The organism is Cupriavidus sp. HY129, assembly GCF_059492215.1.
On record NZ_CP083254.1, the window covers coordinates 1,148,197 to 1,167,549 of the forward strand.

The following is a 19,353-nucleotide window of genomic DNA, read 5'->3' on the forward strand; positions in this document are numbered from 1 at the left end:
TCGGTCACGTTTCCCAGCTGTCAATCGCAGTACAAATAAGCCCTTCAGCAATCAGATGCGGGGGCGTGCCTTGCTATGCGTGCAGTGCTGCTCGCGTTCGTGGTGGGCTGCTGGTGGTTGCAGCAGCAGGCAGCATTGCCGGGGCCATGGGATTGGGTCGGTTGTGGGTGTTTTGCGCTGGTTGGACAGCTTGGGGTCTGGGGGTTGCGTGGGCGTGGGGCGCGATGGGTAATCTGGGTTCGATGGTTGGTGAGCTTGTCGATCGCGGCACTCGTGGGGCTGGGTTGGTCGGCGTGGCGGGCGGACGTGCGGCTCGGCGCGTGGCTGGACCCGTCGCTGGCAGGGCGTGACCAGATCATCGATGGTGTTGTCAGCGGATTGCCGGACGCGGCCCCGCACGGCACGCGGTTCCTGTTCACGGTGGAGAGCGGGGCGTCGGGTGGCGTGGCGATGGGAGATCGCCACGAAGGGGTGGCGCCACTGTCAATAGCGCCATTACCGCACAGGGTATTGCTGACGTGGCGAGATCCGCCGGAGGTGCTGCAGCCCGGCCAGCGCCATCGGTTGACGGTCCGTCTGCGCAGGCCGCGCGGTCTCGCGAATCCGCATGGTTTCGACTATGGCTACTGGCTACTTGCCGAAGGCATCGGGGCGACGGGCTATGTACGCCACGGTCAGTTGCTGGATCGTGATGTCGCGATGCCGTTGTCGATCCGGATCACGCAGTGGCGGGCCGGATTGCGTGACCGCTTGTGGGCGGCGTTGCCGTCCGATGCGCAATACCGGGCAGTGCTCGTCGCGCTGGTGATCGGTGATCAGCGGGGCATTGGGCAGGCGGACTGGGATGTGTTCCGACGTACCGGCATCTCCCATCTGGTCAGCATCTCCGGGCTGCACATCACGATGATATCGGGGGTGGCTGCGGCGCTGGCGGGCCTGCTTTGGCGCCATTCGTTCGGCATCGGGCGCTGGCTCCGGCGGCCGCTGCCGCTGATCTGGCCCGCGCAGAAGGTGGCGATGGTGGTAGCGGTGCAGGCGGCGCTCGGCTACGGGCTGATTGCGGGCATGCAGATTCCGGCACTGCGCACGGTATCGATGCTGATGGTCGCTGCCGTGGCGCTGTGGAGCGGGCGGACACCACCGCCGACGGTAGTGCTCGCCTGGGCGGCGGGGATCTCGGTGGCCATCGATCCATGGGCGGTGATGTCACCGGGCTTCTGGCTGTCATTTGGCGCGGTGGCGGTGATCTTCCTGGGCGCGCGGGGCGACGGCAGTGGGGATGGGGAGACGGTGGAGGAACGGCAGGCGGATCCGAGAAGCTGGGTGAGCCGCTGGATGAGCCGGATTGGGGGCGTGGTTGCCGAGGCGGCGCGCACGCAATGGTCGGTGACTATTGGGCTCGTACCGTTGACGCTTCTGCTGTTCGGGCAGGTATCGGTGGTATCCGTGTTCGCCAATGCCGTGGCGATTCCGGTGGTCAGTCTGCTTGTTACGCCGCTGGCGCTGGCTGGCGCGGTGTTGCCGCCTGACTGGGCTGCGCCGTTGCTGTGGATTGCCCACAAAGCGCTGGAGTGGTTGGTCGGGGGGCTCGCGTGGCTGGCCGCGCCTGCGTGGGCGGTATGGGAGGCCGCGCATCCGGGGACGGTGGCGACCGGGCTGGCATTGGCTGGTGTCTACGTCCTGCTCATCCCCCGTCCGTCCGATGCGAAAGGCGCCAGGCGAGTGCGGATCGTGCCGCGCTGGTTGGGCGCGCTGCTGATGGCGCCGATGCTCTCGGCCGGGCGCGAGCCGGTGGAGGAAGGGGAAATGCGCGTGACGGCGCTCGACGTCGGGCAGGGTGAAGCCGTGCTCGTGGAAACGCGCCGCCACGCGCTGCTCTACGACACAGGGCCTTCGTATGTGTCGGGTGCCAGCGCAGGTGGTCAGGTGATCGTGCCCTATCTCCGCGCGACCGGGGTGCGGCATCTGGACATGCTGATGGTCAGCCATGAGCACGACGACCACGCGGGCGGCGTTGAAGCTGTGCTGCAGGCCGTGCCGGTAGCGCGGGGGCTGACCGCCGAAGGGCCTGGGAACAAGCCACTGCCACGCTTGCCGGAGGGGCGCGCGTGGCAGCCGTGTCTGGCTGGCGTTGCGTGGCGTTGGGATGGTGTGGAGTTCGAGGTCCTGCACCCGACGGAAGAGGATCTGGCGCAGCGGCGCCTGTCGGCCAACGCCCGGAGTTGCGTGCTCCGCGTGGCAACGGCGCAGCGCAGCGTGCTGCTGACCGGCGATATTGGTGTATCGGAGGAGCGGCGGCTGATCGATAGCGAACTAGGTGAGCGATTGCGCGCGGATTTCCTGCTGGTGCCGCATCACGGCAGTGGCACGTCTTCGCATGCGGCATTCCTGCGGGCTGTAGGGCCCGAAGTGGCGGTGTTTCAGCTCGGTTTCGCAAACCGGCACAGGCATCCGCGTGAAGATGTCTGGCAGCGGTACGCGCGTGCAGGGGCGGCGCGGTATCGCACCGATGAAACCGGCGCGGTGTCGATCGTTACTGGCGGCGGCGACTACGTGGTGACGTCGTTCCGCCAGCAACAGCGCCGTTATTGGCGGGACGCGCCGCCCGCGCCACGGTGAGCGGCGGGCTTGGTCGTCTTGCTGGCAGGGCTGTCAGACTTTGTCGGACGACGCGCTGCACGGCTCGGTTTGGATGCTTGTGATGTCGCCTCGGATGCGGTCGTGGCCGAGGTCGATGCCGGAGTCTTGCCTAGCGGCGTCGGATCGGCCCCCGCAATCCGGCGCTCGCGCAGATGTGCCTTGGCTCGCTGCAGGCCTGCGGCGACCGAGTCGGCGCGATCCAGTGCCACGCCTGCGGCCAGCACGTCGCCGAGCACGAGATGGCAGATGCGCGAAGTCATGGGCGTATAGACCTCGCTGTCCTCTTCGACGTCGGAGAAGACGCAGACGTCCGCAAGGCGGGCGAGCGGTGATCCGCTATGGGTCAGCGCCAGCACGCTAGCGCCGCTGCTGCGCGCCAGCGTGGCGGCGGTGAGCATGTCCCATGTGCGGCCGCTGTTGGACACCAGCACGGCGACATCGCCCGGGCGCAGCAGCGCTGCGGACATGCTGAACACGTGCGGGTCCGAATAGGCCGTGGTGGGAATGCCCAGGCGGAAGAACTTGTGCTGGATATCGAGCGCAACGATGCCCGAGTTGCCGCAGCCATAAAACTCGATGCGGCGCGCCCCGGCCAGTAGCCGGATACCGTGCTCGATCTGGTCGGCGGACAGCGCGTTGCGCACGGACATCAGCGTGGCGATGGTGCGATCGAACACCTTGCCGGCGATATCGGCGGGCCGATCGTCGGCTTCCACGTCCTGGTGAACGAAGGGCGTGCCACCCCCCACATTCTGTGCGAACTGAAGCTTGAACTCCTTGAAGCCGTCGTAGCCAAGCGCGGCGCAGAAGCGCGCGATCGTCGGCTGCGAGACACCGGCCCGGTCTGCCAGTTCCGGCATGGTCAGCCGGATGACGCTCGCACCGTGTCGGGCCACGTAGTCAGCCAAGCGGCGTTCGGACGGGCGTAGCGAGTCGTAGACGGCAAGGATTCTGTCGCGCATGGTGAAGGAGTGCGGGATCGTGCGTAAGGGTATTGGGGTGGGGCGCCGGTTGTGCCGGTGCCCTTGGGCTGGCTTCAGTGCGGCCTCGGTAATGTAGAGATTCTACACAAATAGAGAGGTTTCTCGGAAGGGTTTGCGCGGGGTGTTGTGCTCGGGATTTACCCGGATTTCCCATAAAACTGCCGCTTGACCTGAGACTCCTGTCTTCCGGTAGCGTGAGTCCCATGGATATAATGTAGAAATTCTACATGCCGTGGCGTCAGATGAATGCCTCGGCTTCCCCACCAGGAAGAACTCCAACATGTCCCAACCCGTTCATGCCGAGGTACTGGCCGTCACGCAACGTATCGTCGACCGCAGTCGCGCCAGCCGGGCAGCCTATCTGGCCAGGTGCGAGCGCGCCCAGCAGGAACTCGGGCCCTTGCGCGGCATGTCCTGCGCGAACCTTGCCCACGGCTACGCCGCACTGCCTTCGGACGACAAGCTCAAGCTGCGGGTCGAGCATGCCCCGAATCTCGGCATCGTGACCGCCTACAACGACATGCTGTCCGCCCACCAGCCCTATGAGCGTTACCCGGCCGTGATTCGCGAGGCCGCGCGCGCCGTGGGTGGCGTGGCGCAGGTGGCGGGTGGCGTGCCGGCCATGTGTGACGGGATTACCCAGGGCAACGCCGGCATGGAGTTGTCGCTGTTCTCCCGCGATGCGATCGCGATGGGCACGGCTGTCGCGCTGTCGCACAACACATTCGACGCGGCGCTAATGCTGGGCGTGTGCGACAAGATCGTGCCGGGTTTGCTGATGGGGGCGCTGCAGTTTGGCCATTTGCCGATCGTGTTCGTCCCGGCCGGGCCGATGGCAACGGGCCTGTCGAACAAGGAAAAGGCGCGTGTGCGCCAGCTGTATGCCACCGGGCAGGTCGGGCGCGATGCGTTGCTGGAGGCCGAATGCGCCGCCTATCACGGCGCGGGTACCTGCACCTTCTATGGCACCGCCAATAGCAACCAGTTCCTGATGGAGATCATGGGCCTGCACATGCCCGGCTCGGCGTTCGTGCACCCGGACAGCGGCCTGCGTGACCCGCTGACCGCCGCGGCAGCCCAGCGGGCGCTGGCGCTGATCGCTCGCGGTGACGCCTATACCCCGCTGGCGAAGATTGTCGATGAACGGGCGATCGTCAACGCGATGGTTGGCCTGCTGGCCACTGGTGGCTCGACCAACCACACGATTCACCTGGTGGCGATGGCACGTGCCGCCGGCATCCTGATCGACTGGAACGATTTCAACGGCCTGTCAGCCATCACGCCATTGCTGGCGCGTGTGTATCCGAATGGCTCGGCCGATGTGAACCATTTTCACGCAGCGGGCGGCGTGGCCTATGTGATTGCCCAACTGCTCGACGCCGGTCTGCTGCACGAGGACGTGCAGACCGTGGCGGGCCCCGGCCTGAAGCGCTACACCGAGGAGCCGGTCATGACCGATGGCGTGCTGCGCTGGCGGGCTGGCCCGGCCACGAGCGGGGATGAGTCGGTGCTGGCGCCAGCGTCGGCGCCGTTCTCGCCCGAGGGGGGGCTGCGGCTGATGGCGGGCAACCTGGGGCGCGGGGTGATCAAGGTCTCGGCCGTGGCCGACGAGCACCGGGTGGTGGAGGCGCCGGCGCGAGTTTTCGATTCGCAGGAAGCGCTGCAGGCCGCCTTCGAGGCGGGCGAGCTTGATCGTGACGTGGTGGCCGTGGTGCGCTTCCAGGGCCCGAATGCCAATGGCATGCCCGAGTTGCACCGGCTTACCCCCGCGCTTGGCGCGTTGCAGGATGCCGGACGCAAGGTCGCGCTGGTAACCGATGGCCGCATGTCGGGTGCGTCGGGCAAGGTGCCCGCCGTAATCCATGTCGGGCCGGAGGCGCTGGCAGGCGGGCCGCTGGCTCGGGTGCGCGACGGCGATGTCATTCGCGTGGACGCATTGGCGGGCACACTCGATCTGGTGGGCGATGCTGCCACCCAGGCTAACTTTGCCGGGCGAGTGCCGGCAGCGGCGCCAGCCGACGAATTCGCCCGTTTCAGCATGGGCCGGGGCCTGTTCGGCCTGTTCCGCCGCCATGCGCGGACCGCCGAGGAGGGGGGCAGCGCGCTGGACCTGTCCGAAGCCGATGCGCTGGCGCCCGCTGTCCAAACGGCGTCCGCCGTCGCACAATAGGCGGGCCGTCAGGCGGCGCTCGCGCCAATCATTCCGTTTCTCTTGCGTATTCTTCCGGGGTGCCCGGCAGCACGCGCTGCACCCCGGAAGCACCTTCGCGCCACATCGACGTGGCCGAAGGCTACCGACAAGGATGGCAACACCATCCGACACATGATCGATGGAGCAGACATGATCTATATCCTGATGGGCGTTTCCGGCAGCGGCAAGAGCACGGTCGGCCAGATGCTGGCGGACCGGCTTCATTGCGGCTTCCACGACGCGGACAGCTTTCACAGCGACGCCAACAAGGCCAAGATGCACGCCGGCATCCCATTGACCGATGACGACCGCTGGCCCTGGCTGGACGCAATGCGGGCCGCCATCGACACCGCCCGCGCCGAGGGCCGCACCCACGTATTCACATGTTCGGCGCTGCGCCAGGTCTATCGGGACCGCCTGCTGCCGTCGGACGGCGGCGTGACCTTCGTGTTCATGAAAGGCGACGCCTCGACCATCGGCAGCCGCCTGTCCGCGCGCACGGACCATTTCTTCAATCCCGCGCTGCTCCAGAGCCAGTTCGAGACCCTGGAGGAGCCTTGCGACGCGCTCGTGCTCGATATTCGCCGCACCCCCGAGGCACTGGTCGAGGACATTCTGGAAAAGTGCCCGCCGGCATCGGCCTCCTGTTCCGGGAAGGCGCCCTGAATCACCTGTGGCTGGCAAGCATCTTGCTAAATCGTTTCTGTGTGCCGGCGCGTGTCACTTGTGTGCAACCCCTTGCGGGTTCAGCCGGTACGGATATGCTGAAGGAGTCGACTCGACAAGGCATCGATAAACGGGCGGCGGCGGTTGGTATCAGGCAGTAACCGGGAGACAACCACCGGAGGACAACCGCGGCAAGGCGCCCAATTTCACGAAGGAGCGGCCATCATGGCGGCGCGGTTTTTCGACGAGATGCTGGAAGGGCGAGAGGACGGAGCAACCGAGGCCATCGAGGCCGGGCGGGCGCTGCCGTCGGGGGCGGTCAGGCCCCACTACCGGAACTTTGCCGAATGGCTGGGGCGGCAGTCTGCGGCGACGATGAGCAACAAGCGCGCGGAAGCGGATCTGATCTTCCGGCGTGTGGGTATCACCTTTGCCGTCTACGGCGACAAGGATGAGTCCAACAGCGGAACCGAGCGGACCATTCCGTTCGACGTGATTCCGCGCATTTTCCCGGCCAGCGAGTGGGCCACGCTCGAGCGCGGCCTGCGGCAACGCGTCGCGGCGCTAAACCGCTTCATCCACGACATCTACCACGGGCAGGACATCATCCGTGCCGGCGTGATTCCGCCGGACCAGATCTACAACAATGCGCAGTACCGCCCCGAGATGCTGGGCATCGACGTGCCTCGTGACATCTATGCGCACGTTGCCGGCATCGACGTCGTGCGCGCGGGGGAGGGCGAGTTCTACGTTCTCGAAGACAACCTGCGGGTGCCATCGGGCGTGTCGTACATGCTCGAAAACCGCAAGATGATGATGCGGCTGTTCCCCGACCTGTTCGCCCGTAACCGCGTGGCCCCGGTGGCGCACTATCCCGATCTGCTGCTGGACATGCTGCGCAGCGTGTCGCCGCAGAATATCGCCGATCCGACCGTCGTCGTGCTCACGCCGGGCATGTATAACTCGGCCTACTTCGAGCACGCGTTCCTGGCCCAGCAGATGGGCGTCGAACTGGTGGAAGGCAATGACCTGTTCGTCGAGGACGACCACCTCTATATGCGCACCACGCAGGGGCCGCAGCGTATCGACGTGATCTACCGGCGCGTGGACGACGATTTCCTCGACCCGCTCGTTTTTCGCCACGATTCCGCGCTGGGTGCGGCCGGGCTGCTCTCGGTCTACCGTGCCGGCAACGTGACGATCAGCAATGCGATCGGAACGGGCGTGGCCGACGACAAGTCGATCTACCCGTACGTGCCCGACATGATCCGCTTCTATCTCGGCGAGGAACCCATCCTGTCGAACGTGCCGACCTACATGTGCCGGCGTCCGGACGACCTGCAGTACGTGCTCGACCATATGCAGGATCTTGTGGTCAAGGAAACGCATGGCGCCGGCGGCTACGGCATGCTCGTGGGGCCGGCCGCGACGCGCGCGGAGATCGACCAGTTCCGGGAGGTCGTGAAATCGCGCCCCGAGCAGTACATCGCGCAGCCGACGCTGGCGTTGTCGACTTGCCCGACCTATGTCGATGCGGGCATCGCGCCGCGCCATATCGACCTTCGTCCGTTCGTGCTGTCGGGCAAGGAGGTGCGCATGGTGCCGGGTGGGCTGACGCGGGTGGCGTTGAGAGAAGGCTCGCTCGTGGTCAATTCGTCCCAGGGCGGCGGCACCAAGGACACCTGGGTGCTGGAACGCTAGGAAACCGTTTCAGAATGATTCTGGCGTGGTTGCGCGGCCTTGCCGTACCGCTTCACCCTGGCCAGAACCGCTTCGCTTCAATCTGCAACGGCTTCTAAGTCCATAGGCGCTGTTTGCCGGGAGATTTCACCATGCTGAGCCGTACCGCCGACCACCTGTTCTGGATGGCCCGCTATACCGAACGCGCGGAGAATACCGCGCGCATGCTCGACGTCAACTACCAGACTTCGCTGCTGCCGCAATCGGCCGAAGTGGCCGAGCAGGGTTGGTGGGCGATGCTCGATATCTCCGAATTGACCCAGGCCTACGACCACAAGTACGGCCTGCTGCACCGTGACGACGTGATTGACTTCATGGTGCGCGACATGACCAATGTCTCGTCGATCATGAGCTGCCTGCGCGCGGCCCGCGAGAATGCGCGCGCGGTGCGTGGATCGCTGACGACCGAGGTCTGGGAGACCATCAACACCACCTGGCTCGACGTCCAGCGCATGATCGCCGATGGCGAGCTGCACGAAGATCCGTCGCGCTTCTTCGAGTGGGTAAAGTTCCGCTCGCATCTGGCCCGTGGCGTCCAGTTCGGCACCATGCTCAAGGACGATGCGTTCCACTTTATGCGGCTTGGCACCTTCCTGGAGCGGGCCGACAACACCGCGCGGATTCTCGACGTCAAGTTCCAGGCCTCGGGCCGCGACGACAGCGATCCGAACCGCGAGCAGAACGATTTCTATCATTGGGCGGCCGTGTTGCGGTCGGTCTCCGGCTTCGAGGTCTATCGCAAGATCTACCGTGCCGTGATCACGCCGCAGCGCGTGGCGGAACTGCTGGTCCTGCGGCCCGACATGCCGCGTTCGCTGGTTTCCAGCATGGACGAAGTGGTCGCGATTCTGGCGCTGGTGTCGAACCAGCAGTCGGCGGAGACCGAAAGGCAGGCTGGTAAACTTCACGCAGACCTAAAGTACGCGCGCATCGACGACATTTTCGCCGTCGGCCTGCATGCCTACCTGACCAGCTTCCTGGAGCGCATCGGCGACCTCGGCAATGGCATCAGCCGGGATTTCCTCGTGCCGCTGCTAGCTGCCTGACCGTTGCAGGAGCGCCCGGCGTCATGCGCCGGGTGTGCGGCATCCCCGACTGGGGCCGGCATGCATGTGGCGCGAGATATACCCGTGAAATACAAGATCCATCATAAGACCATCTACCGCTACACCGAGCCGGTGCGTCGCAGCGTGCATGAGCTGCGTCTGGCGCCCCGCAGTGGCCCACTGCAGTCCGTGCAGTACTGGACGCTTTCCGCGCCGGGCAACTTGTCCGAAGCGCGTGACGGTTTCGGTAATATCGTCCACAACTTCACCATGGCCGGCCCCGCTCGTACGATTGCGATCGTCGCTACCGGCGAGGTCGAGGTCAGGATCGATCCAGCCCCAACGGGCCAGGCGGGCGCCGAGGCCGGGGAGGGTGGCCATGGCGCTTTCCAGGACCTGCCCGAAGCTGGTGAGTCGCGCGTGTCGCCGCTCTATTTTCTATCGGGCACGCCGCTGACCCAGGCGCCGACGGACATGCGGGCGTTCGCAGCCCCATACCTGGCCGCTGGCCACGAGGTGCCGGCCCTGCTGGCATTGGCCGATGGCATCGCCGACCGGGTCCAGTATCGGGCCAATACGACCGATGTCGGCACGTCCGCCGTCGAGGCTTTCCGGCTGGGCAGCGGGGTCTGCCAGGATCAGGCGCAGGTTATGGTGGCGGCATGTCGCGCGTTCGGCATTCCGGCCCGCTATGTCAGTGGCTACTTCTACGATGCGGCCGCAGCCTCGCTAGCCAGTCATGCCTGGGCCGACATCTGCCTGGATGCGGACCGCGGGCTCTGGTGCAGCATCGATGTCACGCATCGCTGCATCACAAATGGGCGCCACGTCCGCCTTGCCGTGGGGCGTGACTATGCCTCGGCCGCACCAATCCGGGGCATCCTCGAAGGCGGGGCCGGGGAAACAATGGAAGTCGACATCGAGATCACGCCGCTGGCCTGAAATGGCGAAGCCAGGTTGGTTCGAAGTGCGGCGGCAGAGTAATCCTTCGGTATTCATACACCGCCGTTGCGCCTGCCGTGCGGCTAGAATGAGGCGTTGCCGTCGCGCCTCTGTCAACCCGAACCCATGACGTACTGTGTAGCCATGCGGCTGGATGCCGGTCTGGTATTCCTGTCTGATTCCCGTACCAACGCCGGTGTGGATGCCATTTCCACCGCGCGCAAGATGACCGTATTCGAGGAGCCGGGCGACCGCGTCATGGTGCTGCTTACCTCCGGCAATCTCGCGATCAGCCAGTCTGTGCGCCAATGCCTGGCCGAGGCGCGCGACGAGAAGCGCTCGCTGTGGACCGCGCGCGACATGTTCGAGGCGGTCACCATCGTCGGCGAGGCGGTGCGCGCCGTGCACAAGCGCGATGCCCATGCGTTGCGCGAGGCTGGCATCGAATTCAGCGTCAACCTGATTTTCGGCGGGCAGATCCGGGGCGAGCGCACGCGCCTGTTCCATGTCTACGCGGCGGGCAACTTCATCGAGGCCACGCCCGAGAACTGCTACTTCCAGATTGGCGAGGCCAAATATGGCAAGCCGATCGTCGACCGTGTCATCACGCCGTCGGTGCCGCTGGGCGAGGCGGCCAAGTGCGCGCTGGTCTCGATGGATTCCACGCTGAAGTCGAATATCTCGGTCGGTTTGCCGCTCGACCTGCTGGTCTACGAGGCCGATTCGCTCCGCGTGACGCGCTTCGTCAGCATCGACGAGAAGAACGCATACTTCCGCATGATCCGCGACACCTGGGGCCAGCGCCTGCGCCAGGTTTTCGGCGAAATCGCCAATCCCGAATGGGATGCGAGCCAGCCGGCCGAATTCCCGCTCGCGCGCGACGAAGCCGATCGCTGGGGCCAGCCGGTACGGGCCCGCCGCGACCGAAGCTGATCCCTTTCATCCCAGGTTTTTCCGACTCATTCCATCGACTTGCCGCCATGCGCGACATCCTGCTCTTTTCCCACGCCAACGGTTTTCCGGTGCCGATCTATCGCAAGCTGTTCGGCGCGCTAGACGACACCTTCGACATCCGCGCCGTCGAACGTTACGGCCACAATCCCAAGTTTCCGGTCACGCGCGAGTGGCCGCATCTGGTCGACGAACTGCTTGGCGAGCTGGATCGCCCGGGGCGGAGCGGTGCCGACGCGCCCAAGGTCTGGCTGGTTGGCCATTCGCTGGGCGGTTTCCTGTCGCTGATGGCCGCGCTGCGTCGGCCGCAGCGGGTGCGGGGCGTGGTGATGCTGGATTCACCGATCATCGCCGGCTGGAAGGCGTCACTGGTGCGCGCGTCCCAGATGCTGGGGCTCGACGAGAAACCGGGCCCCGCAGCCGTCACCAAGAACCGGCGCACCCATTGGCCCGATACCGACGCGGTCTGGAGTCATTTTCAGTCCAAGCGCAATTTCAAAGTGTGGGATCCCGAGGTCCTGCGCGACTACGCCGAGCATGGCACCGAGCCCACTGGTGTGGCCAACGAACGCAAGCTGCGCTTCGATCGCGAGGTCGAATACTGGATCTACCGGACGCTGCCGACCAGCCTGGGCCGCAAGGTGGCGCGTGGCGCGCCGATCCCGGTCAGCTTCGTTGCCGGCACCCGCTCGCGCGAGGTTAGGCAGGCGGGGCTCGGCGCAACCCGCAAGCTCGTGGGCGACCGGCTGCGCTATATCGAAGGCGGCCACCTGTATCCAATGGAGCGGCCCCTCGAGACCGCCGGTCTGGTGCGGGACCTGATCGAGGAAATGCGCAAGTCCGGGCGCTGAAGTCCGGGAAGCCGGCGCGCGCGGCGCCGGCTCGGCTTGCGGTACGGCTTGCAGTGCGGCGTATGCGCCGCAGGCCGCCTTTGCGTGCCGGGCCGACACCCCGATTTCACAAATTCGGCGTCGGCGGGGATCGGGCTCTCATGTATAATCCCGATTTCCCCGGCAAGCTCGGTTTATGACCAAATTCGTCTTCGTCACCGGTGGCGTCGTCTCTTCTCTCGGCAAGGGCATCGCTGCTGCTTCGCTCGCGGCTATTCTCGAGTCGCGCGGCCTCAAAGTCACCCTCCTCAAGCTCGATCCCTACATCAACGTCGATCCCGGCACGATGAGCCCCTTCCAGCATGGCGAGGTGTTCGTGACCGAAGATGGCGCGGAAACCGACCTCGATCTGGGTCACTACGAGCGCTTCGTGTCGGCCAAGATGCGGAAGTCGAACAACTTCACGACTGGCCAGATCTACGAATCGGTGATCCGCAAGGAACGCCGCGGCGAGTACCTCGGCAAGACCGTTCAGGTCATTCCCCATATCACGAACGAAATCCAGGCTTTCGTCGAGCGTGGCGCTGCCGCGTCGCACGACGGCAAGGCCGACGTGGCACTGGTGGAGATCGGCGGCACGGTGGGTGACATCGAGTCGCTGCCGTTCCTGGAAGCCGCGCGCCAGATGAGCCTGCGCTTGGGCCGCAATCACTGCGCGTTCGTGCACCTGACACTGGTGCCGTTCATCGCCAGCGCCGGCGAGCTCAAGACCAAGCCGACCCAGCACTCGGTGCAGAAGCTCCGCGAAATCGGCATTTCGCCGACCGCGCTGCTGTGCCGCGCCGACCGCCCGATTCCGGACGACGAGCGCGCCAAGATTTCGCTGTTCGCCAACATCCCGCAGGAAGCCGTGATCTCGGTCTGGGATGCCGACAGCATCTACAAGATTCCGCAGATGCTCAACGAGCAGGGCCTCGACCGCCTGATCTGCGAGGAACTGCGTCTGGACCCGAAACCGGCTGACCTGTCGATGTGGCAGAAGCTGGTCAACGCGCAGGAAAACCCCGAGCATGAAATCACGATCGGCATGGTTGGCAAGTACGTCGACCTGACCGAGTCGTACAAGTCACTGATCGAGGCGCTGCGCCACGCCGGCATGCATACCGCCACGCGCGTGAACATCGAGTACATCGATTCGGAAGAGCTCGAGTCGGGTCACCTCGAAGTGCTGAAGCCGTTGGATGCCATCCTGGTGCCGGGCGGTTTCGGCAAGCGCGGCACCGAAGGCAAGATCCGCGCGATCCAGTATGCCCGCGAGAACAAGGTGCCGTACCTGGGCATCTGCCTGGGTATGCAGCTCGCCGTGATCGAATTCGCGCGTCACGTTGCCAGCATGGGCGACGCCAATTCGACCGAATTCAACCTCGACACGGAACACCCGGTGGTCGCGCTGATCACCGAGTGGGTCGATCGCGACGGCAAGGTGGAACAGCGTTCGGCGGACTCCGACCTCGGCGGCACGATGCGTCTGGGCGCCCAGCGCGTACCTATCAAGACCGGCACCAAGGCCTCGCAGATCTATGGCGCCGAAGTCAACGAGCGTCATCGTCACCGCTACGAAGTCAACAACCACTACGTGCCGGAGCTGGAAAAGGCTGGCATGGTGATTTCGGCGCGCACGCCGACCGAGAACCTGCCGGAGATGATGGAACTGCCGGAATCGATGCACCCGTGGTTCGTCGGCGTTCAGTTCCACCCGGAATTCACCTCGACGCCGCGTGATGGCCACCCGCTGTTCAAGGCCTACGTGGAAGCCGCGCTCGCCGCGCAACGCCAAGGCGCCTGAGGCGCTGGTGGGGAAGGAAACTGCCATGAAACTGTGTGGATTCGACGTCGGCCTCGACAAGCCGTTTTTCCTGATCGCTGGCCCGTGCGTGATCGAGTCCGAGCAGATGGCGCTCGATACGGCCGGCGAGCTGAAGGCGATCACGGGTGAACTGGGCATTCCGTTTATCTACAAGTCGTCGTTCGACAAGGCCAACCGGTCGTCGGGCAAGTCGTTCCGCGGCCTCGGTATGGAAAAGGGTCTTGAGATCCTGGCCACGGTAAAGCGTCAGATCGGTGTGCCGGTGCTCACCGACATCCACGAGATCGACGAGATCAAGCCCGTCGCGGCCGTGGTGGATGTGCTGCAGACACCGGCCTTCCTGTGCCGCCAGACTGATTTCATCCGTGCCTGCGCCCAGAGTGGCAAGCCGGTGAACATCAAGAAGGGCCAGTTCCTGGCGCCGCACGACATGAAGAACGTGATCGACAAGGCACGTGACGCTGCCCGTGAGGCGGGTCTGCCTGATGACGTCTTCATGGCCTGCGAGCGTGGCGTTTCCTTCGGCTACAACAATCTCGTCTCCGACATGCGCTCCCTGGCGATCATGCGCGAGACGGGCGCCCCCGTGGTGTTCGATGCCACCCACTCGGTGCAGTTGCCGGGTGGCCAGGGCACCAGCTCGGGCGGCCAGCGCGAATTCGTGCCGGTGCTCTCGCGCGCCGCGGTGGCTACGGGCGTGGCGGGTCTGTTCATGGAGACCCACCCCGATCCGAGCAAGGCGATGTCGGACGGCCCCAACGCCGTGCCGCTGTCGCGCATGAAGGAACTGCTGACTGTGCTGCGCGATCTCGACAGCATGGTCAAGCGTGCCGGCTTCCTGGAAGACAACTTCGGCTGGCCGGCCTGCGCCTGAGCCTGCCTTGGCAACTGCCGCCCGCGCCTGACGCGGGCGGTGCTGTTTCTGGTGCCGCTGCCGGACCTCCGGCTTCAATGCTGACGAAACGGTATCGAAAGACAATACAAAAGATTCGGAGATAGCGCATGGCCGCCGGTTATATCATCGCGTACGTCGATGTGACAGATCCCCAGCAGTACGAGCAGTACAAGGTGCTTTCCACGAAAGCCATGCAGGCGCACGGCGCGGAAGTGCTGGTGCGCGGCGGCCAGACCGAACGGCTCGAGGGTGATTGGGGCCCCACGCGCGTCGTGGTCCTGAAGTTCCAGAGCTACGAAGCCGCCCGCGCGTTCCACGCCAGCGAGGAATACCTGACGGCGCGCAAGTCCCGCGAGCATGCGGCGAAGATGAACATGATCGTCGTGGAAGGCATCTGACATATTCGTCGGGCATCCTGCGCGGTAATAAGATTCACCAGATTCAACAGTCCAGAGAGGAAATATGAGTGCAATCGTAGATATCATCGGTCGTGAGGTTCTCGACTCGCGCGGCAATCCCACCGTCGAGTGCGACGTGCTGCTGGAGTCGGGCGTGATGGGCCGTGCTGCCGTGCCGTCGGGTGCATCGACCGGTTCGCGCGAAGCCATCGAACTGCGTGATGGCGACAAGTCGCGCTACCTGGGCAAGGGCGTGTTGAAGGCTGTCGAGCACATCAACACCGAGATCTCCGAAGCGATCATGGGCCTGGATGCCTCCGAGCAGGCTTTCCTGGACCGCACGCTGATCGAACTGGACGGCACCGAGAACAAGGGCCGCCTGGGCGCCAACGCCATGCTGGCCGTGTCGATGGCCGTGGCCAAGGCAGCTGCCGAGGAAGCCGGCCTGCCGCTGTACCGCTACTTCGGCGGCTCGGGCGCGATGCAGATGCCGGTACCGATGATGAACATCGTCAACGGTGGCGCGCACGCCAACAACAGCCTGGACATCCAGGAATTCATGATCATGCCCGTGTCGCAGACCAGCTTCCGTGAAGCCCTGCGTTGCGGCGCCGAAGTGTTCCACGCGCTGAAGAAGATCCTGTCCGACAAGGGCATGTCCACCGCCGTGGGCGACGAGGGCGGCTTCGCCCCGAACTTCTCGTCGAACGAGGAGTGCCTGAACACGGTCGTGCAGGCCATCGAAAAGGCTGGCTACAAGGCTGGCGAGGACGTGCTGCTGGCGCTGGACTGCGCCGCCAGCGAGTTCTACCACGAAGCCGAAGGCGTGTACTCGCTGGAAGGCGAAGGCCTGAAGCTGACGTCGACCCAGTTCGCCGACTACCTGGCCAACCTGTGCGACAAGTTCCCGATCGTGTCGATCGAGGACGGCATGGCCGAAGGTGACTGGGAAGGCTGGAAGACGCTGACCGACAAGCTGGGCAAGCGCGTCCAGCTGGTGGGTGACGACCTGTTCGTGACCAACACGAAGATCCTGAAGGAAGGCATCGAGAAGGGCATCGGCAACTCGATCCTCATCAAGATCAACCAGATCGGCACGCTGACCGAGACGTTCGCCGCTATCGAGATGGCCAAGCGCGCCGGCTACACCGCCGTGATCTCGCACCGTTCGGGTGAGACCGAAGACAGCACGATCGCCGACATCGCCGTCGGCACGAACGCCGGCCAGATCAAGACCGGTTCGCTGTCGCGCTCGGACCGCATTTCGAAGTACAACCAGCTGCTGCGTATCGAGGAAGACCTGGGCGACATCGCCACGTACCCGGGCAAGAGCACGTTCTACAACCTGCGCTGATATCGCCGGTTAGTGTTCTGAGTCCCAGAAAAAGCGCCGCCCCAGAGCACTGGGGCGGCGCTTTTTTTTGTCAACCGGATGCCTGTTGCGCCGTTGTTTCGCTTTGTATCGTCTTTTGTTTTGCAATCTTTGGCGGCTTGGTGGATCATTGGTCCCGCAGAAATAGCCAAATCATCCTTTTCCTAGCGCCTTTTCGCCCTGATGCGCCTGATTTCCCTGCTGTTGTTCGTGCTGCTGCTCGCAATCCAGTACCCGCTATGGCTGGGCAAGGGCGGCTGGCTACGCGTATGGGATCTGAATCGCCAGGTCAATGAGCAGACCGTGCACAACCAGGCGCTCAAGCTGCGCAATGCCAAGCTGGAAGGGGAAGTGAAGGATTTGCAGGATGGCACGGGTGCCATCGAGGAGCGTGCCCGCTATGAGCTGGGCATGGTCAAGGACGGGGAAGTCTTCGTCCAGTTCGTGGCGCCGGCTCCGAAGGTCAGCGCCACGCCTCCGCTGCCGCCGCCACCCAATTCCGTCGCGGGACGCGGCGGACATTAACCGGCTTACTAGGACTATTCCGATGCCGAGGTGCGACCTTGACCGTTCGGTCTGTCGCGTTTGCGTATCCCTGCGGCCCGGTTTCGATTTCTTCTGAATTACCACCAGTACGGGGAGCCGTACGGGTAACCACCCCAGCCCCAGCCAGGCGAGCTGATTCCTACGCCGCCACCCCAGTGGCCGCCGCCCCATCCGCCGTAGTACAGATTCCAGTTTGTAGTCGGGTAGGCGTAAGCCGCCCGCGCCCAGGCTTCGGCCTGTTGCTGGCTGGCGATCGCCTGCTCCTGCTCGCGCAGCACTTGCTGGTTCAGCGCCGTGAGGTGCTGCCTTTCTTCGTCAGTAAGGGGGGCGGGGGGAGTCGAACCGGGCTCCAGGCGCGCGGTGGCAGGGCTGCCGTACATATCGCGTGGAACGGGCGCTGCGCAGCCGGCGATCATCACAGCCATGGCAATGACCAGCCCGGACAGTGCGCGGGAACGATACGTCTTGATCATGTCGGCCTCCGTCCGGCAACTGGGGTTCGGGAATGTCATTGGACCCGCGAGCGCGGGTATGTGGTTCCGCGCAGATCCGGAACCTTTGACATACCCGTGGTCTTTTCCCCTTCTCCCTGATGAGGCAGGGGAGCGGACGGATGCTCAGTGCTGCTGCTGCGCGCCTTCGCCTGCGCCCGTTGCCACGGGTACCGTGAAGAGCTGCGCGGCATCCACCGGGTCGAACACGTAGCGCTGGCCGCAGAAGTCGCAATGGATTTCAACGTCGCCGCGTTCGGCAATGATGCTTTCGATTTCGGCCTGGCCCAGCGACTGCAACATGCCGGCGACCTTGGCGCGCGAGCACGAGCACTGGAAATGCGGCGTCATTGGCTCGAAGACGCGCAGGCCGGCATTCTGCAGTTCTTCCCAGAACAGGCGGCGAAGCAGGGTCTCAGGCGACTCGGCCAGCAGTTCGTCCTGCTTGAGCGTGGCGCCCAACTGGCACGCGCGATCCCAGGTATCCAGGTCCTGCGCCTGCACATCACCGGAGAGCGGCGAACCGGTTTCGCCAACCTGTGCTTCCATGGTGCCGCCATAAGACGGCAGCTTCTGCAGCAACATGCCCGCGGCGACCTGCTCATTCGAGGCAAGCCACAGGCGGGTGTCGAGCTGCTCGGACGCCTGCATGTAGTGTTCGAGCACTGAGGCCATCGATTCGAGCGGGCCGTTCTCGTCGGAAAGCGGCACGATACCCTGGTACGGTTGCTGGCCCGGCAGCTTGTCTTGCGGGTCGAGCGTGATGGCGAAGCGGCCATGACCATGCGCGTTGACGAGCGTCGTCAGCGTGGCATCGTCGGTAATCGTGGCGTCCTCGGCAATCTTGGCCGTGGCGCGCATCGACAGGTCGGACAGGCACTCCACCACGAGCATCCGCACCGGGCCGTCGCCGTGCAGTTGCATCACCAGCGCGCCGTTGAACTTGAGGTTGGCCGATAGCAGCGCCGCGGCCGCCATCATCTCGCCCAGCAGGCGCCGCACCGGTGCCGGGTAGGCATGGCGGTTCAGCACTTCTTGCCAGGTGGCCTCCATGCGGACCAGCTCGCCGCGCACGGGGGCAGCGTCGAACAGGAATTTCTGGAGTGTGTCGGGATTCGATGTAGCGGTCACGGTTCTATCAGTCTTTCACGTAAAGCAATGTCAATCCGGCGTATCGGTATCAACCGATACGCTTCAAATCGGTCTTGTAAGTGGCTTGCCGCTTCGCATACGTCTCCGCATTGCGATAGAGGTTGGCCACGTCAGCATCGGTCAGTTCGCGCACCACCTTGGCGGGCGCGCCCAGGATCAGCGAGCGGTCAGGAAACACCTTGTTCTCGGTCACGACGGCGCCGGCGCCGACCAGGCATTCCTTGCCGATTACTGCGCCATTCAGCACCACGGCCTGGATACCGATCAGCGAGCCTTCGCCGACCGTGCAGCCATGCAGCATGGCCTGGTGGCCGATCGAGACCTTGTCGCCCAGCGTCAGGGGGCGGCCCGGGTCGGTGTGCAGCACCGAGCCTTCCTGGATGTTCGTATCCTCGCCCACCACGATCGGTTCGTTGTCGCCACGGATCACGACGCCGGGCCAGGCGCTCGCACGCGCCTTTAGCGTCACATTGCCGATAATGGTGGCTTCCGCGGCCACGTAGGCATCGTCGTGAATGGTCGGGGCGATCTCGCCGAGCTGGTAAAGCGCCATGGGGTCTCCTGCCTGAAGCAATGTAAGTAATTGGGGGTGGCCGTCGCGATTAAAAGAGCCGGTTCCCGCGGGCCGGCGTGGCACCGGCGA

General features: G+C 64.7%; 17 protein-coding genes. 13 read left to right on the forward strand and 4 right to left on the reverse strand.

Going from position 1 to position 19,353, the window contains the following annotated elements; translation table 11 throughout:
- Positions 1-75 precede the first annotated feature (75 nt).
- Complete coding sequence (locus K6G35_RS05340; RefSeq protein ID WP_040011213.1) at positions 76-2,619, forward strand: DNA internalization-related competence protein ComEC/Rec2; 2,544 nt, start codon at positions 76-78, stop codon at positions 2,617-2,619.
- Here K6G35_RS05340 and K6G35_RS05345 read toward each other — a convergent pair.
- Positions 2,586-3,602, reverse strand: coding sequence for a MurR/RpiR family transcriptional regulator (locus tag K6G35_RS05345; protein WP_495676172.1), 1,017 nt, complete (start codon positions 3,600-3,602; stop codon positions 2,586-2,588). The genes K6G35_RS05340 and K6G35_RS05345 overlap by 34 nt on opposite strands.
- Before the next feature lie 301 nt (positions 3,603-3,903).
- Here K6G35_RS05345 and edd point away from each other — a divergent pair, with 301 nt between their 5' ends.
- The 12 genes from edd to ftsB all read left to right on the forward strand — a co-directional run bounded on the left by edd (position 3,904) and on the right by ftsB (position 17,046).
- Entirely contained in the window at positions 3,904-5,793 is a 1,890-nt protein-coding gene (gene edd / locus K6G35_RS05350; RefSeq protein WP_495676173.1) for a phosphogluconate dehydratase, read from the forward strand.
- A gap of 171 nt (positions 5,794-5,964) precedes the next feature.
- Positions 5,965-6,480: a gluconokinase gene (locus K6G35_RS05355; protein ID WP_035881898.1), complete on the forward strand. Its 516-nt coding sequence runs from the start codon at positions 5,965-5,967 to the stop codon at positions 6,478-6,480.
- A gap of 225 nt (positions 6,481-6,705) precedes the next feature.
- On the forward strand, positions 6,706-8,181 hold the full coding sequence (locus K6G35_RS05360; protein WP_008650127.1) for a circularly permuted type 2 ATP-grasp protein: 1,476 nt from the start codon (positions 6,706-6,708) through the stop codon (positions 8,179-8,181).
- Between the two features lie 131 nt (positions 8,182-8,312).
- A complete protein-coding gene (locus tag K6G35_RS05365) occupies positions 8,313-9,266 on the forward strand; it encodes an alpha-E domain-containing protein (RefSeq protein ID WP_008650125.1) in 954 nt (317 codons plus the stop codon).
- A gap of 84 nt (positions 9,267-9,350) precedes the next feature.
- Positions 9,351-10,208, forward strand: a complete 858-nt coding sequence (locus K6G35_RS05370) for a transglutaminase family protein (RefSeq protein WP_187192280.1) — start codon at positions 9,351-9,353, stop codon at positions 10,206-10,208.
- A gap of 126 nt (positions 10,209-10,334) precedes the next feature.
- Positions 10,335-11,141 carry a proteasome-type protease gene (locus K6G35_RS05375; protein WP_062794212.1) on the forward strand — a complete coding sequence of 269 codons (807 nt, stop codon included), beginning with the start codon at positions 10,335-10,337 and terminating at the stop codon, positions 11,139-11,141.
- A gap of 47 nt (positions 11,142-11,188) precedes the next feature.
- Positions 11,189-12,010, forward strand: a complete 822-nt coding sequence (locus tag K6G35_RS05380) for an alpha/beta hydrolase (protein WP_008650108.1) — start codon at positions 11,189-11,191, stop codon at positions 12,008-12,010.
- 175 nt (positions 12,011-12,185) lie between these two features.
- Positions 12,186-13,835, forward strand: coding sequence for a CTP synthase (pyrG, locus tag K6G35_RS05385; protein WP_035881799.1), 1,650 nt, complete (start codon positions 12,186-12,188; stop codon positions 13,833-13,835).
- A 25-nt stretch (positions 13,836-13,860) separates the two neighbouring features.
- Positions 13,861-14,730, forward strand: coding sequence for a 3-deoxy-8-phosphooctulonate synthase (gene kdsA, locus K6G35_RS05390; RefSeq protein WP_008650105.1), 870 nt, complete (start codon positions 13,861-13,863; stop codon positions 14,728-14,730).
- Between the two features lie 128 nt (positions 14,731-14,858).
- A complete protein-coding gene (locus K6G35_RS05395) occupies positions 14,859-15,149 on the forward strand; it encodes a DUF1330 domain-containing protein (protein WP_186425250.1) in 291 nt (96 codons plus the stop codon).
- A gap of 64 nt (positions 15,150-15,213) precedes the next feature.
- Positions 15,214-16,503, forward strand: a complete 1,290-nt coding sequence (eno, locus tag K6G35_RS05400) for a phosphopyruvate hydratase (RefSeq protein ID WP_008650102.1) — start codon at positions 15,214-15,216, stop codon at positions 16,501-16,503.
- Between the two features lie 201 nt (positions 16,504-16,704).
- A complete protein-coding gene (gene ftsB, locus K6G35_RS05405; RefSeq protein ID WP_008650101.1) occupies positions 16,705-17,046 on the forward strand; it encodes a cell division protein FtsB in 342 nt (113 codons plus the stop codon).
- 98 nt (positions 17,047-17,144) lie between these two features.
- Here ftsB and K6G35_RS05410 read toward each other — a convergent pair whose 3' ends face one another.
- The 3 genes from K6G35_RS05410 to K6G35_RS05420 all read right to left on the reverse strand — a co-directional run bounded on the left by K6G35_RS05410 (position 17,145) and on the right by K6G35_RS05420 (position 19,263).
- Positions 17,145-17,540, reverse strand: coding sequence for a hypothetical protein (locus tag K6G35_RS05410; protein ID WP_008650089.1), 396 nt, complete (start codon positions 17,538-17,540; stop codon positions 17,145-17,147).
- A 144-nt stretch (positions 17,541-17,684) separates the two neighbouring features.
- Complete coding sequence (hslO, locus tag K6G35_RS05415; protein WP_008650088.1) at positions 17,685-18,689, reverse strand: Hsp33 family molecular chaperone HslO; 1,005 nt, start codon at positions 18,687-18,689, stop codon at positions 17,685-17,687.
- 49 nt (positions 18,690-18,738) lie between these two features.
- The gene (locus K6G35_RS05420; RefSeq protein ID WP_008650087.1) at positions 18,739-19,263 is read right to left on the reverse strand and encodes a gamma carbonic anhydrase family protein; all 525 of its coding nucleotides are present in this window, start codon (positions 19,261-19,263) and stop codon (positions 18,739-18,741) included.
- Positions 19,264-19,353: the final 90 nt, after the last annotated feature.

Excerpts from the sequence above, each read along its gene's own strand:
- K6G35_RS05340 (WP_040011213.1), top strand. The coding sequence starts at position 76 with ATGCGTGCAGTGCTGCTCGCGTTCGTGGTGGGCTGCTGGTGGTTGCAG.
- K6G35_RS05345 (WP_495676172.1), bottom strand. The coding sequence starts at position 3,602 with ATGCGCGACAGAATCCTTGCCGTCTACGACTCGCTACGCCCGTCCGAA.
- edd (WP_495676173.1), top strand. The coding sequence starts at position 3,904 with ATGTCCCAACCCGTTCATGCCGAGGTACTGGCCGTCACGCAACGTATC.
- K6G35_RS05355 (WP_035881898.1), top strand. The coding sequence starts at position 5,965 with ATGATCTATATCCTGATGGGCGTTTCCGGCAGCGGCAAGAGCACGGTC.
- K6G35_RS05360 (WP_008650127.1), top strand. The coding sequence starts at position 6,706 with ATGGCGGCGCGGTTTTTCGACGAGATGCTGGAAGGGCGAGAGGACGGA.
- K6G35_RS05365 (WP_008650125.1), top strand. The coding sequence starts at position 8,313 with ATGCTGAGCCGTACCGCCGACCACCTGTTCTGGATGGCCCGCTATACC.
- K6G35_RS05375 (WP_062794212.1), top strand. The coding sequence starts at position 10,335 with ATGACGTACTGTGTAGCCATGCGGCTGGATGCCGGTCTGGTATTCCTG.
- K6G35_RS05380 (WP_008650108.1), top strand. The coding sequence starts at position 11,189 with ATGCGCGACATCCTGCTCTTTTCCCACGCCAACGGTTTTCCGGTGCCG.
- pyrG (WP_035881799.1), top strand. The coding sequence starts at position 12,186 with ATGACCAAATTCGTCTTCGTCACCGGTGGCGTCGTCTCTTCTCTCGGC.
- kdsA (WP_008650105.1), top strand. The coding sequence starts at position 13,861 with ATGAAACTGTGTGGATTCGACGTCGGCCTCGACAAGCCGTTTTTCCTG.
- K6G35_RS05395 (WP_186425250.1), top strand. The coding sequence starts at position 14,859 with ATGGCCGCCGGTTATATCATCGCGTACGTCGATGTGACAGATCCCCAG.
- eno (WP_008650102.1), top strand. The coding sequence starts at position 15,214 with ATGAGTGCAATCGTAGATATCATCGGTCGTGAGGTTCTCGACTCGCGC.
- ftsB (WP_008650101.1), top strand. The coding sequence starts at position 16,705 with ATGCGCCTGATTTCCCTGCTGTTGTTCGTGCTGCTGCTCGCAATCCAG.
- K6G35_RS05410 (WP_008650089.1), bottom strand. The coding sequence starts at position 17,540 with ATGATCAAGACGTATCGTTCCCGCGCACTGTCCGGGCTGGTCATTGCC.
- K6G35_RS05420 (WP_008650087.1), bottom strand. The coding sequence starts at position 19,263 with ATGGCGCTTTACCAGCTCGGCGAGATCGCCCCGACCATTCACGACGAT.